The organism is Qipengyuania sp. SS22 (genome assembly GCF_025736935.1).
Lineage (GTDB): Bacteria > Pseudomonadota > Alphaproteobacteria > Sphingomonadales > Sphingomonadaceae > Qipengyuania.
The window spans coordinates 1,687,501-1,703,086 of the sequence record NZ_CP107048.1 but is presented as its reverse complement, the minus strand read 5'-3'; the positions used below and the strand labels follow the sequence as shown (position 1 = coordinate 1,703,086).

The 15,586-nt window shown below is 64.1% G+C and carries 15 protein-coding genes (1 of these 15 cut by a window edge); 9 read left to right on the top strand and 6 right to left on the bottom strand.

The annotated features are described in order from the left end of the window. Window positions 1–31: 31 nt before the first annotated feature. From ssb to N6L26_RS08395, 4 genes are all read left to right on the top strand, one after another. Window positions 32–583: a single-stranded DNA-binding protein gene (gene ssb / locus N6L26_RS08410; protein ID WP_263605148.1), complete on the top strand. Its 552-nt coding sequence runs from the start codon at window positions 32–34 to the stop codon at window positions 581–583. Window positions 584–795: 212 nt separating this feature from the next. Continuing rightward, window positions 796–2,361, top strand: a complete 1,566-nt coding sequence (locus tag N6L26_RS08405) for a hypothetical protein (RefSeq protein WP_263605147.1) — start codon at window positions 796–798, stop codon at window positions 2,359–2,361. Between the two features lie 68 nt (window positions 2,362–2,429). After that, window positions 2,430–2,639, top strand: coding sequence for a hypothetical protein (locus tag N6L26_RS08400; protein WP_263605146.1), 210 nt, complete (start codon window positions 2,430–2,432; stop codon window positions 2,637–2,639). Next, window positions 2,636–4,027 (top strand): class I SAM-dependent methyltransferase, encoded by a 1,392-nt coding sequence (locus N6L26_RS08395; protein WP_263605145.1) that lies wholly within the window; start codon window positions 2,636–2,638, stop codon window positions 4,025–4,027. Before N6L26_RS08400 ends, N6L26_RS08395 begins: the two co-directional genes overlap by 4 nt. 13 nt (window positions 4,028–4,040) lie before the next feature. Here N6L26_RS08395 and N6L26_RS08390 read toward each other — a convergent pair whose 3' ends face one another. Both N6L26_RS08390 and N6L26_RS08385 read right to left on the bottom strand, forming a co-directional pair. Further along, window positions 4,041–4,571 carry a YceD family protein gene (locus tag N6L26_RS08390; protein WP_263605144.1) on the bottom strand — a complete coding sequence of 177 codons (531 nt, stop codon included), beginning with the start codon at window positions 4,569–4,571 and terminating at the stop codon, window positions 4,041–4,043. Continuing rightward, window positions 4,568–5,095 (bottom strand): ubiquinol-cytochrome C chaperone family protein, encoded by a 528-nt coding sequence (locus tag N6L26_RS08385; RefSeq protein WP_263605143.1) that lies wholly within the window; start codon window positions 5,093–5,095, stop codon window positions 4,568–4,570. The genes N6L26_RS08390 and N6L26_RS08385 overlap by 4 nt, the downstream gene beginning before the upstream one ends. Window positions 5,096–5,256: 161 nt before the next feature. On the opposite strand from N6L26_RS08385, the gene N6L26_RS08380 reads away from it, so the two are divergent. The 5 genes from N6L26_RS08380 (at window position 5,257) to N6L26_RS08360 (ending at window position 9,432) form a co-directional block, all read left to right on the top strand. Beyond that, window positions 5,257–5,709, top strand: coding sequence for an outer membrane protein assembly factor BamE (locus N6L26_RS08380; protein WP_263605142.1), 453 nt, complete (start codon window positions 5,257–5,259; stop codon window positions 5,707–5,709). A gap of 42 nt (window positions 5,710–5,751) precedes the next feature. Next, window positions 5,752–6,312 carry an ATP-dependent protease subunit HslV gene (hslV, locus tag N6L26_RS08375; protein WP_263605141.1) on the top strand — a complete coding sequence of 187 codons (561 nt, stop codon included), beginning with the start codon at window positions 5,752–5,754 and terminating at the stop codon, window positions 6,310–6,312. A 92-nt stretch (window positions 6,313–6,404) separates the two neighbouring features. Then, on the top strand, window positions 6,405–7,706 hold the full coding sequence (hslU, locus tag N6L26_RS08370) for an ATP-dependent protease ATPase subunit HslU (protein WP_263605140.1): 1,302 nt from the start codon (window positions 6,405–6,407) through the stop codon (window positions 7,704–7,706). Next, complete coding sequence (locus tag N6L26_RS08365) at window positions 7,706–8,110, top strand: ACT domain-containing protein (protein WP_263605139.1); 405 nt, start codon at window positions 7,706–7,708, stop codon at window positions 8,108–8,110. The genes hslU and N6L26_RS08365 overlap by 1 nt, the downstream gene beginning before the upstream one ends. Window positions 8,111–8,679: 569 nt before the next feature. Continuing rightward, complete coding sequence (locus N6L26_RS08360) at window positions 8,680–9,432, top strand: SDR family oxidoreductase (protein WP_263605138.1); 753 nt, start codon at window positions 8,680–8,682, stop codon at window positions 9,430–9,432. A gap of 82 nt (window positions 9,433–9,514) precedes the next feature. Here N6L26_RS08360 and N6L26_RS08355 read toward each other — a convergent pair whose 3' ends face one another. The 4 genes from N6L26_RS08355 to N6L26_RS08340 all read right to left on the bottom strand — a co-directional run. Further along, a complete protein-coding gene (locus N6L26_RS08355; RefSeq protein ID WP_263605137.1) occupies window positions 9,515–11,020 on the bottom strand; it encodes a SulP family inorganic anion transporter in 1,506 nt (501 codons plus the stop codon). 148 nt (window positions 11,021–11,168) lie between these two features. Further along, window positions 11,169–12,971, bottom strand: coding sequence for an ABCB family ABC transporter ATP-binding protein/permease (locus N6L26_RS08350; protein WP_263605136.1), 1,803 nt, complete (start codon window positions 12,969–12,971; stop codon window positions 11,169–11,171). A gap of 47 nt (window positions 12,972–13,018) precedes the next feature. Further along, window positions 13,019–13,999 (bottom strand): aspartyl protease family protein, encoded by a 981-nt coding sequence (locus N6L26_RS08345; RefSeq protein WP_263605135.1) that lies wholly within the window; start codon window positions 13,997–13,999, stop codon window positions 13,019–13,021. Window positions 14,000–14,141: 142 nt separating this feature from the next. After that, window positions 14,142–15,586 carry the 3' portion of a lipopolysaccharide biosynthesis protein gene (locus N6L26_RS08340; RefSeq protein ID WP_263605134.1) on the bottom strand. 43 nt of this gene lie beyond the right edge of the window, so the window shows 1,445 of its 1,488 coding nt (coding positions 44–1,488); the start codon falls outside the window, past its right edge; its stop codon occupies window positions 14,142–14,144.

The window sequence follows — 15,586 nt, the reverse complement described above, 5'->3', positions numbered from 1 at the left end:
CCGACGCCTGTTTATTTGAAGGAACGATTCGATGGCCGGTAGCCTCAACAAAGTCATGCTGATCGGGAATCTCGGGGCCGATCCCGAGATCCGCAGCTTCCAAAACGGCGGCAAGGTCGCCAATCTGCGCATCGCCACGAGCGAGACGTGGAAGGACCGCAATACCGGCGAACGCCAGGAGCGGACCGAGTGGCACACCGTCGCGATCTTCTCCGAAGGTCTGGTGGGCGTGGTCGAACGCTTCCTGCGCAAGGGCTCCAAGGTCTATATCGAAGGCCAGCTGCAGACCCGCAAATGGCAGGACCAGTCGGGTAACGACCGCTATTCCACCGAAGTGGTGCTGCGCGGGCTCAACGGCACGCTGACCATGCTCGACGGCGCCCAGGGCGGCGGCGGCAACCGCGGCGGCGGCGGTGGCGGCGGCGGGTCATGGGACCAGGGCGGCGGTTCGGGTGGCGGCGGCCAGAGCGGCGGTTGGAACCAGGGCGGCGGCGGTTCATCCGGCGGCGGTTCGGGCGGCAGCGCGGGCGGTGCCGGTGGCGGTTCGAACTACGACGATCTCGACGACGACATTCCGTTCTGAATGTGAGCGCGGAGTGGCGCGGATAGTCTTCCTCCTATCGATAGCAGTAGCTTCTACTTTCTGGGGAGGAAGGCTGCTTGGTTCATAGCGCAGTATAGCTGTCTCAATGCGGGTGGCTTGCTGCCATCTTCGGCGGCCTAAGCCTCCGACTTTAGGGCATCTTAACCAAGGCGCACCTACCCCGGGCCCGATTCGGGGGGGGGGACGACGCCATGAGCATTCAAGAAAAAGGATCGGGTGATCGCTGGCTCGCTCATAGCGTATGGATCGTCGCGCTGTGGGCCAGTTTCCTCAATTTGCTCAACTTCAACGACTATCCGCTTTTTCGGTCCGAGGTAGCTATAACCATGCTGGCGCTCGGAGTGATCGGGGCGCTGATGGCTCTCGTCCAGCAAGCGGCGAAACCGCGTCTGTGGTTTCTCGTCGTGGCACTCTTCACAGCGTTGCTGGTCGATCTGAACGCATCGATCCGCGCTATCTGGTTCCTGGGCTGCTGGGCCGTTTTCGCAGTGATCGCTTTCTATGTGCGCGAGGTGTTCGTGAAGATCCTCTTCGCCGCGGCCGCTGCGGTGCTCCTTTTCCAAGGTGCTGAACTGGTTCTGACCGACGGCAGCCCGCGCGAAGCCGGGAACGAGGCGCAGAACCTGCAGGACCCCAATCGCGATCTCGCGGACCGCCCGCCGGTCGTTCACCTGGTACTCGATTCCTATCTCGGGCTGGACGGCATGGCGCTGGGTCCGGACATCTACCGGGGCTTGCGGTCCGAGCAGGTCGGCTTTTTCACCAGCCACGATTTCCAGGTCTATCCGCGCGCCTACAGCCCGCATGCAAAGACCCTGAACTCGCTTCCGGCGCTGTTTTCCTATGGGCAGGACGAACCCGTGGTCCACTCGATCACCTCGGAATATTCGATACCCGAGCAATTGCCCTATTTCGCCGATCTCGATGCAATGGGCTATCGCATCGACGCCTTGCTCCCCGCGTATTTCGATCTTTGCGTGAAGCAGAAATTGACACGGTGCAGGACGTTCGAAAGTTCCGGGCTGTCTTCCATGCTCGGCACCGAATTGAGCGCGATCGACCGTGCGAAAGTGTTCGGCTTCACGATGCTCAACCTGACCAGGACGATCCGCTTGGCCACGGGCAGGTTTCGCCCGGATCCCGCAGCTCGGCTGGCGCATAATCGCAGCGAGCTGTTCCCGCTGACCTCGCTCGGGCAGTTCGACAGGTTCATCGCTGACGTTGCCGGTTTGCGCGAGGGAGAAGTGAAGTTCGCGCATATTCTGCTGCCGCATGATCCGTATATTCTGGCCGCCGATTGCACGGTGAAACCCGAATCCCAGTGGCTCGATGAACACGGGCCGGGCACGGCAGCTTCGCGCGAACAAGGCTATGCCGACCAGGTCCGCTGTCTCCAGCAGCGGCTCGACCGGCTGCTCGATGCGCTCGATCGCGCTCCCGCAGGCCGCGAAGCGATCGTCCTGATCCACGGTGATCACGGATCGCGGATCGCTCCCACGCAGCCATTCGTCGACGGGCCACAGCTTTCGCCGCGCGAGTTGCTGATGTCCTATTCGACTTTCTTCGCGATCCGCGTTCCCGGTGAAAGCCCGGGCGAGGTCCCCGGAACGCATTCCCTCGGCCAATTGATGGCCGATTTCCGCGCGCGCGAGTTCGCCGCAGCCCCGCGCCCCGCGCCCGCGCCCGACCAAGTGGCGGCGACAGATGCGGCGGGCACCCCGCGCGAGTGGCGCCCGCTGCCGAGTTTTGCCCAGTAGATTAATAAGATTTTAGCCAAACCGCTTCATATTTGACCACAGCCCAGACCCCTTGCGAAGGAATCTCGATGCATCACAGAACCATGGTTTCGCTCGTCGGCCTTGCCGCCATGCTCAGTCTATCTGCACCGGCCCACGCCTATATCGATCCCGCGACGGGCAGTATCGTCCTGCAGGCTGCGATCGGGGCCGTTGCCGGTGCGACGCTGTTCTTCCGCACTTCGCTCTACAAGGTGAAAGCGCTGTTTAGCCGCCAGAAACCCAGCGGCGACGAATGAGCGCCAGCGCAGTCCTTGACCCCGGTTCGTTTCGCGATCCGGGCGGCCGAATATTCCGTGTCGGCGAGAAGGTGTTCCGCTCGGTGACGGGCAGCGCGGCGAGCAATTTTGCACGCGCGGAAGAGTCCGGCGTCATGCGCAAGCTGGTCGACAGGGGCCGACTGGTCGATTTTACCGATGTGACCGAACAGGCATCGCAAGTCGGAATCGAGCAGGCCGATGTCCTCCTTTCCCATCCGCAGATCCCGTTCATCTCATATCCGTATGAATGGAGCTTCAGCGTGCACAAGGCGGCGGCGCTGGCGCATCTCGACCTGCATCTCGAGCTTTTGTCCCAGGAATTCACGCTGAGCGATGCGACTGCATACAACATGCAATTCGACGGGACCCGACCGGTTCATATCGACCATCTGTCGATCCGCCCGTACGAAGACGGCGAGATCTGGGCCGCACATCGCCAGTTCTGCATGCAGTTCCTCAACCCGCTGCTGATGTGGTCGATGCTCGATCTCCAGCCGAACCATTGGTTCCGCGGATCGCTCGAAGGCATTGCGCCGGAAGACCTGGCCAAACTCGTTCCGCTGAGGAAGCGGCTCAACTGGACCGTGCTGACCCACGTTATCGCCCAGGCTACGTTGCAGAACCGGTCGGTGCAGACGACAACGGGCTCGTCGCGGTACCGCGAGGCGCGCCTGCCGCGCTCGAGCTTCGAAGGCATGCTTCGCGGTCTGCGCGGGGCCATCGCGAAAATGGAAGTCCCGTCGCACAAGACGGTGTGGGGCGATTACGCGAACAACACCAGCTACGCTGCTCCCGAAGCCGAGGCCAAGCACGATCTGGTCAAGGAGGTTGTCGCCGCCATCAAGCCGGACCTGCTCTACGATCTCGGCTGCAATACGGGCGATTATTCGAAGTCGGCGCTAGAGGCCGGGGCCGGAAAGGTCATCGGTTTCGATTTCGACCACGGCGCGCTGGAAATTGCCTTCAAGCGCGCGCAATTGGAACAGCTCGATCTGCTGCCGCTGTGGCTCGATGCGGCCAATCCGAGCCCCTCGCAGGGCTGGGGCGAGGCGGAGCGGATGGGCCTTGCCGGGCGCGCCAAGCCCGATGCGCTTCTGGCGCTCGCGTTCATTCACCACATTGCCATCGGGCGCAACGTACCGCTCGACATGGCGGTCGACTGGCTCGTGTCCCTGGCGCCTGCCGGGGTGATCGAATTCCCCCACAAGGAAGACCCGATGGTGCAGTTGTTGCTGTCGCAGCGACCGGATATCTTCCCGGATTATCGCAATGAGACCTTCGCCAAGCTGCTGTCGCAGCGCGCGCGGATCGTGAAGGCAGTGGATGTGCTGCCAACGCGAACGTTGTACTGGTTCGAGCGGAACTGACGACCCCCGCGGACTAACCCTTCTTCAGCGCCGCCAGCGCTTCGGCCAGCGGGCCACTGGAGGCCTGCTCCTCGTCGCTGGTGATGCCGGCCTTGCGGCGCGCTTCGTCCGCGCCAGGGCCTTCGCGATAGGGATCGATGGCCAGCGCGAGCGTCTGCGCGATCGCCTCGCCGAGATCGAAGGCATCGCCCTCGTAAGCAATCTCGTCGAGGTCTTCGGTATCGAGTTCGACTTCCTCGTCGGGCGCATAGTCCGGCGTCGTTCCCGCAGGCACGAAGCGCAGTGCGAGCGGTTCGGTCACCGTATAGCGGATATTCTCGCGCGTCACCGCACAGGGCTGTTCGATGGTCGCAGTGAGCGTGCCATTGGCCAGCACCGCTTCGTCATCGGTGTCGAAGGCGACAGTCGCGGTAAGGTCGGGGACCGAGGTGACAGCGAACCGCTGCGCCAGCGCGGCGCGTTCGGCCTCGCTGGCCTCCACGACCAGCGACGCTCCGGGCAGCGCACGCGGCTTTACCAAGCGGCTGAGTTCTCCTGTGCTCATGCTGCGATCTCGCCTGCGCGCAATTCGTCGACGCTCGAGCGTTCGAGCCGCGCATGCAGCGCGGCCATGCGCTGGACCAGCGCCTCGGCTTCGTCAGGCTGGGCCATGGTGACGTTGCGGCGGACCGCCTCGACCAGCACTTTGGGATCGCTGCGCAGCCCGTCGCGATAGGCGCCGATGCGCCCGTTCATGCTTTCCATCAGCGCATTGATCTTCTTGCCTACGGTGGGATCGCCGATGCCTGCTTCGCGCATCTGGCCTTCCATGTCTTCGACGAACAATTCGGTCAGCCGGGCGGTGGCCGGGCCCATGTCGCCCGCATCCTCCAGCCGCAGCATTACCAGGGTCAGCACTAGCGTGATCATGTCGTAGCGCCCCTCGACGCTGTCGGCGACGCCGCACATGCGGTACCAGTCGGGATCGCGCGCTTCGGCGACCACGCGGTGCCACAGGGGGCGCCATTCCTCGCGCGGGTCCGGGCCGGAGGAAAAGATGGTGCCGAAAAGGCGGGCAAGGATAGACACAGACTACTCCGTTCAGCGGCAATTCAAACCGCGATCCCCAAGCGCACCCCATTGCCGAGTTGCAAGGGCCGACGCTTTCGGATTAAGGCGTTGGCCGAGCATATAGGCAGGTGGTCGCCCGCGGCCAAGCGCCTGCCGACAGACGGAGATTTGCTGTTCCCATGAACAGGTCGAAAATTCTGGGCCTCGCCGTAGTTGGCGCGGCCGCCATTGCCACAAGCGGTTGCGCTGCGATCCGCGAACCGCGCGGCTATATCGTCGACGCTACCCTGCTGCAGTCGGTCCAGCCGGGCATCGATAACGAGCGCAGCGTCACCGGTACGCTCGGGCGCCCGACCTTCGAAAGCCAGTATGGCGAGAAGACCTGGTATTATGTGTCGAGCACGACGGGGCGCAAGCCGTTCGTCCGTCCGCGCATCCGGGAACATTCGGTCTTGGCGGTGAAGTTCGATGCCGCCGGTAATGTCATCTCGGCCGAACAAACCGGCATGGACAAGGTCGTCTTTCTCAGCCCCGATGGCAATGAGACACCGACACTGGGCCGCGAGCGGGGCTTCCTGCAGGACCTGTTCGGCAACATCGGTGCGGTCGGCCAACCGGGCGTCGGCGGCTAGGCTGCGCTTGACCCCGGCCGCGCACCCCCCATATCGCGCGGCATGGATGCAAACGACAATCGCCACGGGCTGACCCAGTGGCATTCCACCACCATCATCGGCGTCAAGCGCGGCGATGTTACCGTGATTGCCGGGGACGGACAGGTCTCCATGGGCAATACGGTGATGAAGCCCAACGCCAAGAAGGTCCGCCGGATCGGCGAAGGCGAGAAAGTCGTCGCCGGGTTCGCCGGTGCGACCGCCGATGCCTTCACGCTGTTCGAACGGCTCGAAAAGAAGCTCGAGCAATATAACGGCCAGCTCCTGCGCGCCGCGGTCGAGCTGACCAAGGACTGGCGCATGGACAAGTACCTGCGCAATCTCGAAGCCCTGATGATCGTGGCCGACAAGGACAACCTCCTCGTCCTCACCGGCAATGGCGATGTGCTCGAACCCGAAGGCGGGATCGCAGCGATCGGCTCGGGCGGCAATTACGCGCTCAGCGCAGCCAAGGCGCTCGTCGATTACGAAGACGATCCCGAAACCATCGCACGCAAGGCCATGGCGGTTGCCGCCGACGTCTGCGTCTTCACCAACGGCAATGTGACCGTCGAAACCGTTTGATATGCGTCATCCCAGCGAAAGCTGGGATCGCTTTCGGCCAGGCGCCAAACCGAGACAGATCCCAGCTTTCGCTGGGATGACGATAGGAAAACATGACCCAAGCACTGACCCCCAAGGCGATTGTCGCCGCGCTCGACGAGCACATCATCGGCCAGAAGGATGCCAAGCGCGCGGTCGCCGTGGCGCTGCGCAACCGCTGGCGCCGCCAGCGGCTCGGCGCCGAGCTGCGCGACGAGGTGACGCCCAAGAATATCCTGATGATCGGCCCCACCGGCTGCGGCAAGACCGAGATCAGCCGGCGACTGGCCAAGCTCGCCGAAGCGCCCTTCATCAAGATCGAGGCGACCAAGTTCACCGAGGTCGGCTATGTCGGCCGCGATGTCGACCAGATCGCCCGCGATCTCGCCGAAGAAGCGATCCGGCTGGAAAAGGACCGCCGCCGCGAGGCGGTGCGCGAAACCGCGAGCAAGGCGGCAATGGACCGCTTGCTCACCGCGCTGGTCGGCGACAATGCCAGCGAAGCGACGCGCGAGGCCTTTCGCCAGCGGATCGTCGACAATTCAATGAACGATACCGAGGTCGAGATCGAGGTGCGCGAAGCGCCCAGCTCGCCGATGGACGTGCCCGGAATGCCCGGCGGGGTCGGCATGATCGACCTCTCGGATATGCTCGGCAAGGCGATGGGCAAGAGCCCGCTCAAGCGCCGCAAGCTGAAAGTGCCCGATGCCTGGGACCGGCTGGTCGAGGAAGAGAGCGACAAGCGCATGGATCAGGACGACATCAATCGCGTCGCGCTGGAAAATGCCGAAACCAACGGCATCGTGTTCCTCGACGAGATCGACAAGATCGCGGTCAGCGATGTGCGTGGCGGATCGGTCAGCCGCGAAGGCGTGCAGCGCGACCTGCTGCCGCTGATCGAAGGCACCACGGTGGCGACCAAATACGGGCCGATGAAGACCGACCACGTACTCTTCATCGCGAGCGGCGCCTTCCACCTGTCCAAGCCTTCGGACATGTTGCCCGAATTGCAGGGCCGCCTGCCGATCCGCGTCGAATTGCGCGCGCTCACCGAAGAGGACTTCGTCCGCATCCTCAAGGAAACGCGCGCCAATCTGGTCGAACAGTACCGGGCGCTGATCGGGACCGAAGACGTCACGCTCGATTTCACCGAGGATGCGATCACCGAAGTCGCCAAGCTGGCGGCCCAGGTCAATGAAGCGGTCGAGAACATCGGTGCCCGCCGCCTGCAGACGGTCATGGAACGCCTGCTCGAGGACATCAGCTTCGAAGCCGAGGAGCACAAGGGCGAGACGATCACGATCGACGCCGCCTATGTGCGCGAACGGCTCGAAACGCTGGCGGGCGATACCGACCTCAGCAAGTATATCCTGTAATGGGCGGGCCGGTGCGCGATGGCCGGGCGATGATCGCCGCCATGGCGCCCCGGCTCGACCCACGCAGCTGGCGATTCGTCCTCGTTATGCCCGACACCGCGCCGCAATTGCTCGGCGCGGCTATCAGTACTTTTCGCGAGGACGAGGGCGTAACCGCGATCGTGCCGGCAGAGCTGGCGGATGAACTGGGGATCGACGGCCCGGACTTCGCGCGCATCACACTGACGGTGCATTCCGACCTCGAAGGCGTTGGCCTGACCGCAGCCGTTGCGACTGCGCTGGCCGCAGCCGGGGTCGCCTGCAACATGGTCGCGGCTTTTCATCACGATCATGCCTTCGTGCCTTCCGACCGGGCCGATGAGGCAATGGACGTGCTGCATGCACTGTCCGCATCATCGAAGTGACGGGGTTCGGGCAGCGTTCCCGACCCGGGGCAGCCAGTGCTGAATGGCGGTTGGCGACGACTTTTCGGACATTTACAAAATGCCCCAGAATCGCAGTGAAGAGGATACTCTACGAAGTAACTTAGGAAGACCGAGCAGTGCCACTTTCGCCTGTCGAGTTCCATGCCTCGCTCCCGTATTCGGTGACCTTGATTGGCGTCATCGTAGCTGCATTGAAGCGCAAGTGGCGGACGTTCGCCGGCTGCGCAGTTGGTCTCTGCTCCGCTGTCGCGGCTAATATATGGCTCGCGAGCCAATAAAGGCAGCTAACCACCCTATCTGCGGACATTCGCAGGCTGCCAGGTACGCCCAGAAGCGGACCAACTCCCCAATGCGATTGCGGTGCCGAAAGCTGCCTGTCAGCTAGCGACCCAAAGTCGATCATTCCCAAAAGAGCATGACCCCCGAAAGCGGTCGCCAAAACGGGGCATTTTCGTGGGTAAGGTTGCAAACTTGCTTTGATCGCAAGGAGCGGGACGCGTGTCGTTGTAAAGAGCCCTAGCTGCCCAGCTCCAGCAAGGGGGCCCAAAGTGAAATTGTTAGACAGCAAAGCAGCCATCATCACGGGCGCTAGTTCGGGTATTGGGAAGGCGGCCGCAACACTGTTTGCCGCGCACGGTGCTGCAGTGGTTCTCGTCGCGCGACGGGAGGGTCCGCTGGACTCGGCGGTGGCGGAAATTGAAGATTTAGGAGGGCGTGCTCTCGCCATCGTGGGGGACGTGACGGAAGAGCGCACGCACAAGCAGGCCGTCGCTGCCGCACGGGCAGAGTTTGGCGGCTTGCACATCGCCTTCAACAATGCAGGCCTGGTTGGAGCTATGAAGCCGCTGACCGAGATAGAGCCTCGGGAATGGTCGAAAGTGCTGGCGGTGAACCTGACGGCTGCATTTCTCGGCGCTCGAGCACAGATCCCCGCGATGCTGGAGCAAGGGGCTGGCGCACTTGTGTTCACCGGGAGCTTTGTCGGCAACAGCGTGGGATTGCCGGGTATGTGTCCGTATGCAGCGGCGAAGGCTGGGTTGATGGGTCTCGTCCGCGGGATAACGGCGGACTATGCTGCTGCTGGCATTCGGGCGAACGCCCTTCTGCCTGGCGGCACTGCAACCGACATGGCTGGCGACGCGGCCCAGCGAGAATGGGCTGCCGGCCTCCACGCCATGAAGCGGATCGCCAATCCCGAAGAAATCGCACAAGCGGCGCTTTTCTTGGCCAGCGACATGTCGAGCTTCGTTACCGGGTCGGCGCTGTGGGCAGACGGCGGCAACGCGGCGGTAAAACTATAGTCCTCTCCAGGACCGGCCGCTTACCAGCAGAACTGTCCAAAAGCTGCCAGTCCGCTTTCCGCCCTATCAGCGGAAAGCCCACTCAGGGATGTGGCGCGAGCCCGATTTCGACGCCCGTCTTGTCGGTCAGCGCGAACTTGTCGACCAGGTCGCTGCTGGCGCGGTTGAGCCCGACCACCTGCACGCTGCGGCCATTGCGGCGCATGCGTTCGACGACCTTGTCGAGCGCGCCGATCGCGCTGATGTCCCAGAAGTGGGCTTTCGACACATCGATGATCACATGGTCGGCGGGGTCGGGCATGATGCTTTCAGGGCCAAGCGCGGCTTCGAAGCGTTCGACGCTGGCGTAGAAGATCTGGCCCTTGGCGCGGTAAGTGGCAGTCTCGCCATCGCGTTCGCGCACGACCTCGAACATCGTCATCACCTTGTGAGTGAAGAACACACCCGAGAGCACCACGCCCGCGAGCACGCCCAGCGCGAGATTATGCGTGGCCACGACGACCGCGACGGTGACCAGCATCACCACCGAGCTTTGCCACGGGTGCTTGCCGATATTGGGGATCGAGTTCCAGCTGAAGGTCCCGATCGAGACCATGATCATGATCGCAACCAGCGCGGGCATCGGCACCTGGCCGACCAGATCGCCGAGCAATGCCAGCAGGATCAGCAGCGAAAGGCCCGCGGTAAAGGTCGACAACCGGCCGCGGCCGCCGCTGGTCACATTGATGACCGACTGGCCGATCATCGCGCAGCCGCCCATGCCGCCGAAGAAGGCGGCGACGATGTTGGCAATGCCCTGGCCGCCGCTTTCGCGGCGCTTGTTGCTGCCGGTATGCGTCATGTCGTCAACGATCTGCGCGGTGAGCAGCGATTCGAGCAGGCCGACCGCGGCCATGGTCGCTGCATAGGGGGCGATGATGGTCAGCGTTTCCCACGTCAGCGGCACATTGGGCAGCGCGAAATAGGGCAGGCCTTCGGGCAGTTCGCCCATGTCGGTGACTGTGTTGACCGGCGCATCGAGGAAGATCGTCAGCGCGGTCAGCACGATGATCGCGATCAGCGGGCTGGGCACGGCAGTGGTGAACTTCGGGATGATATAGATCATCGCCAGCGCGGCAGCGACCATCGCATAGGTCATCCAGCCGATCCCCGCATTGCTCGGATCGAGCTGCGGCAGCTGCGCCATGAAGATGAGAATGGCGAGTGCATTGACGAAGCCGGTAATGACCGAACGGCTGACGAATTGCATCAGCAGGTCGAGCCGCAGCAGCGCCGCAATGCCCTGGAACACACCCATCAGGATGGTCGCGGCGAACAGATATTCGACCCCGTGGTCGCGTACCAGCGGCACCACCACCACGGCCACCGCTGCAGTCGCCGCCGAGATCATGCCCGGACGCCCCCCGGTAAAGGCGATCACCATGGCGATCGCCACCGAGGCATAGAGCCCGACCCGCGGATCGACCCCGGCGATGATCGAGAAGCCGATCGCCTCGGGGATCAGCGCCAGCGCGACGACGAGCCCGGCGAGCACGTCTGCGCGGATGTTGGAAAACCAGTCGCGGTGGATCGCGGCACGGTCGAGCATGGGAAATGTCCTGTCAGGTTCGGGAAGCGCACGCGCAATCGGCGCGCGAAAATCGCTTCGCCCTATGAACGATGTTGCAGTGCATCACAAGACTGCGGCCGGACAGACCGGGATCGCGCGGATCCCATACGGACCGCAGCAAGCGGGCTCAGGCGTCGCTTTCGGCCTGCTGGCGCGCCCACATCTCGGCATAGAGACCGCGCGCGCGCAGCAGGTCGCCATGCGTCCCGCTTTCCGCCAGCCGCCCCTGCTCGAGCACGAGGATGCGGTCGGCATCGGCAATGGTCGACAGGCGGTGCGCGATGGCCAGCGTGGTGCGATCTTCGGATACCCGGCGCAGCGTGGCGAGGATCGCCTGTTCGGTGCGGCTGTCCAGCGCGCTGGTCGCTTCGTCGAGCAGCAGGATCGGCGGGTCCTTGACCAGCGTCCGCGCAATCGCGACGCGCTGTTTCTCGCCCCCCGACAGCTTGAGCCCGCGCTCGCCGACCTCGGTATCGAAGCCGTCGGGCAGGCGTTCGATGAACGGGAGGATCGCCGCCGCGCTGGCGGCTGCGGCCACCTGCTCGGCGCTCGCCGCGGCGCGGCCATAGGCGATATTGTAGCCGATGGTGTCGTTGAACAGCACGGTGTCCTGCGGGACGATGCCGATCTTGTCGCGCAGCGAGGCCTGCGTCACTTGCGCAATATCCTGTCCGTCGATCAGGATCCGGCCTTGCCACGGGTCGTAGAAGCGGAACAGCAGCCGTCCGATCGTGCTCTTGCCCGCGCCCGAGGGACCGACGATCGCGACATGACTGCCGGCGGGGACCTCGAAGCTCAGCCCGTGGAGGATGGTGCGGTCTTCCTCATAGCCGAAGACGACATCCTCGAAGGCCAGCGTCGGCCGCCGTACGACCAGCGCCGGGGCGCCGGGGGCATCCTGCACTTCGGCATTGGTATCGATCAGGCGGAACATCTCGGCCATGTCGATCAGCCCCTGCCGGACCGTACGATAGACCATGCCGAGCATGTCGAGCGGGCGGAAAAGCTGGATCAGATAGGTGTTGACCAGCACCAGGTCGCCGGTGGTCAGCACGCCCTTGCTCCATTGCCACACGGTAAAGCCCATCGCGCCGCCCATCAGCAGGTTCATGATCACCGCTTGGCTGATGTTGAGCAGGCCGAGCGAGTTTTCGCTCTTCACCGCGGCTTCGGCATAGGCATGCGCGGATTCCGCATAACGTTCGCGCTCGCGCACTTCGGCGCCGAAATATTTGACCGTTTCGTAATTGAGCAGGCTGTCGACCGAGCGCGCCAGCGCGGTCCCGTCGAGCTCGTTCATCTGGCGGCGCAAATCGTTGCGCCATTCGGTGATCTTGCGGGTCACCGTAATATAGGCGGCCACGGTCAGCGCGGTGGCGGCGACCAGCTCCCAGCCGAAGTTGAGGTAGAAGATCACGCCCACCGCGATCAGTTCGAGCGCAGTCGGGGCGATGTTGAACAGCAGGAAATAGAGCATGACATCGATGCTCTTGGTCCCGCGGTCGATCGTCTTGGTCACCTCGCCGGTGCGGCGCGAGAGGTGGAAGCGCAGCGATAGCCGGTGCAGCCGGGCGAAGGTGTCCTCGGCCAGCTGGCGCGTGGCATCCTGTCCGACGCGTTCGAAGGTGATGTTGCGCAGATTGTCGAACACCACCGCGGCGAGGCGTCCCGCGGCATAGGCAATGACGAAGGCCAGCGCGACCATCGCCGCCTCGTTCGCGGGCGTGGTCATCGCATCGACCGCGCCCTTATAGGCGAACGGCAGCGCCAGCATGGTCCCCTTGGCCATCAGCACGAACAGCATCGCGCCGACGATCCGCCGCTTCAGATGCGGTTTATCGGCGGGCCAGAGATAGGGAAGGAAGCGCCGGACCGTGGTCCAGCCCTCGGGATCGTGATGCTGGGCGGAGGCTGTCGGGTCGGGCGGCATAGGGCGGCTATGTGGGATGATTGCGCCGCCGGGGCAAGGTGGCGGGCCTAAGGGGTCCCCGGCTCGTCCGGAACGGGCACGTCATACATAAACATCGCGCGCGCGCGCGAGGCATCCTGCGCGCTGGGAATGTCGAACAGTATCTGGCGGCGGGCGAAATCGATCGCCACCCGGTCGAATACGCGCATACTGCCGATCCCCAGGATCAGCGCAGGCCGCTTGCCCAGGCCGAGCGCGGCGAAGGTCGGGCTGTCGGTAAAGCCGATCGGAACGTTGCCCATCGTCATCCCGCCGATCTCCAGCTCGCGCGCGTAGGAAAGGTCGCTCACCACCTGCGTCCCGTGAACGTCCATGCTGGTGATCGTGCCCATGTCGCGCGCGCGCAGTTTGCGCAGCAGCGCGCTGTTGCCCAAGGTGTTTTGCGCGCCGGTATCGACGACCACGGCGACGCGGATATTGTCGACCAGCGCATTGGTGATGACCATCTGCCCCAGCTTGCGCCGCGCGCGGACGATAATCTCGTACCCCGCATTGCCGCCCAGCGTCGCCGCATCGGCCACTCGCATGCGTTCTTCGCGGAAGTCGATCAGCACGCGCAAATCCTGCAGGCTGTCGAGGCCGAGGATTCCGTCGGCGCCGATATTGCTGGAATGAAGCAGCGGGGATAGCAGGCCGGTGACCGAACGGTCGGCAAAGCGCAGCTCGTCGACTTCGATCAGATCGACCATCTCGGCGCTGCCCATCGCGACGAGCATTGCCCGCCCGCGGCGCGGCAGCGCGAGATCATCGACGATCCTATGCGTGACTACGGTGGCCTGCGCGCCGGTATCGATAAGGAAGCGATAGGGACCCTGACCTGCAATAGTGACGGGCACGGTCAGCCGTTCGTAGCGATCGCGGTCGATGACATGGTCTTCGGTCGGTGACTGCGCGCCATCTTCGGCAGGGGCGGGCGACTGCGCAGCCAGCGGCGCGGCTATCGCCAGCGCGGCGGCGGCGGCCAATCGGGAAAACCCGTATCGAGCCATGGCTTTCACTCTTCCTCTCCCGCGCAGGATACCACGGCGGGGCGAGCCGACAAAATCGGGGAGGGGGAAGGGTAGAGGTGGGGCCTGCCGCAGAGCTTGACCGAGACCCGTCCCGTCTGGCTGCTCCGGCTGGGCCCACGGCTCAATCCGTTATGGTACTGGTTCGATCGGCGGGCACTGGCGCGGAGGCGTGCGGCGGCAGCGGATCTGCCGGGGTGCGCCTGATCATCGCAATGCTCTGGCGCACCACGTCGGGCCAGACGAGATAGAGGATGCCCGCATAGGTGGCGGCGCCCGCGCTCCCGAGAATTCCCAACGTCGCGACAGGGCCGATATCCGCGGGCAGGATCTGGCGCAGACCCAGCACCACCGCAGCCATGATCAGACAGGCGAGGACCGGGGGCGCCAGTGCCAGCGCCAAGCGCTTCATCGAAAGGCCGATCTGCGGCAGCGTCAGCGCGAGGGTAAAGGCGAGCAGCAGGGGGGCGGCGATCCACCAGGCATGCACCAGTCCCTGCGCGCCGAATTGCACACCGATAAGGAAGGAGGTTGCGAAGATCGCTGCGCCGGCAATGCTGGTGGCAAGATAGATGCGTTCCTTGCCCGTCGCGGTGCAGGTGGGCGAACAGATGATCTGCAGCGCCATCAGCGGCATTACCAGCGCAAGGCCCGAAACGATCGGCGCCATCCCGGTCCATTTCTCGCCGAACACCACCAGGATCGCTTCGGGGGCGGTCAGCGACAGCCCTATATAGATGGGGGAGACGACCAGCAGGACGCTTTGCGCCGTGCGCTCGAAATAGGGGCCGAGGCTGCGCCCTGCCTTGTGCAGTTCGGCATAGGCGGGGAAGGCGACGTCGTTCAGCGGCGGGATAAAACGCCCGGTAACGATCAGCGTCAGGAAGAGCGCTTCGGAATAGAGGCCGAGGTCGTAGACCGAGAATACCCGTCCGGCGATGAAGATGTCGCTCTGGCTCTGGACGATCCAGAACAGCTGGCACAGCGTCAGCGCCCCGCCAAAGCCGATCATCCGCCCGGCACCTTTGAGATTGAACACCGGGCGCACCCACAGCCGGGCAGCAACGCTCATGATCAGCGCGCGCACTGCAAAGCCCGCGATCGGCGCATAGATAAGCGCCCATACGCCGAAGCCCTGCCACGCCAGCACCAGCGCGGTGGCCGCCGCGGTCACTGCGGACACCAGATTGGCAATGCCCTGGCTGCGAAACTCGAGCCGCCGTGCAAGCAGCGCAGTGGGGAGAGCGGTAAAGGGGATCATCGCGAAGATCAGCGCCTGCACGCGCAGCAGGTCGGCCACCTCCGGCTGACCGTAGTAATCCGCGACGACCGGGGCGAGCAGCAGCTGGATCGCGGCAAGCGACCCGTTGGTGATCAGAAGAAGGGCGAAGACCTGGCCGATATCGCGCTCGCCCACCTCATCCGCCTGGATCAGCGAACTGGCGAAGCTCCAGCCATTGAGGAAGTGGAGCGCGGTGACGATCACCTGGCTCATGGCGAAGAGGCCGTAGTCCGCCGGGTCGAGCAGGCGCACGACCAATATGGTCGAGCCCCAGGTGATGAACTGGG

Bases quoted from the DNA above. Each gene is read 5' to 3' on its own strand.
- ssb (WP_263605148.1), top strand. From the start codon at position 32: ATGGCCGGTAGCCTCAACAAAGTCATGCTGATCGGGAATCTCGGGGCC.
- N6L26_RS08405 (WP_263605147.1), top strand. From the start codon at position 796: ATGAGCATTCAAGAAAAAGGATCGGGTGATCGCTGGCTCGCTCATAGC.
- N6L26_RS08400 (WP_263605146.1), top strand. From the start codon at position 2,430: ATGCATCACAGAACCATGGTTTCGCTCGTCGGCCTTGCCGCCATGCTC.
- N6L26_RS08395 (WP_263605145.1), top strand. From the start codon at position 2,636: ATGAGCGCCAGCGCAGTCCTTGACCCCGGTTCGTTTCGCGATCCGGGC.
- N6L26_RS08390 (WP_263605144.1), bottom strand. From the start codon at position 4,571: ATGAGCACAGGAGAACTCAGCCGCTTGGTAAAGCCGCGTGCGCTGCCC.
- N6L26_RS08380 (WP_263605142.1), top strand. From the start codon at position 5,257: ATGAACAGGTCGAAAATTCTGGGCCTCGCCGTAGTTGGCGCGGCCGCC.
- hslV (WP_263605141.1), top strand. From the start codon at position 5,752: ATGGATGCAAACGACAATCGCCACGGGCTGACCCAGTGGCATTCCACC.
- hslU (WP_263605140.1), top strand. From the start codon at position 6,405: ATGACCCAAGCACTGACCCCCAAGGCGATTGTCGCCGCGCTCGACGAG.
- N6L26_RS08365 (WP_263605139.1), top strand. From the start codon at position 7,706: ATGGGCGGGCCGGTGCGCGATGGCCGGGCGATGATCGCCGCCATGGCG.
- N6L26_RS08355 (WP_263605137.1), bottom strand. From the start codon at position 11,020: ATGCTCGACCGTGCCGCGATCCACCGCGACTGGTTTTCCAACATCCGC.
- N6L26_RS08350 (WP_263605136.1), bottom strand. From the start codon at position 12,971: ATGCCGCCCGACCCGACAGCCTCCGCCCAGCATCACGATCCCGAGGGC.
- N6L26_RS08345 (WP_263605135.1), bottom strand. From the start codon at position 13,999: ATGGCTCGATACGGGTTTTCCCGATTGGCCGCCGCCGCCGCGCTGGCG.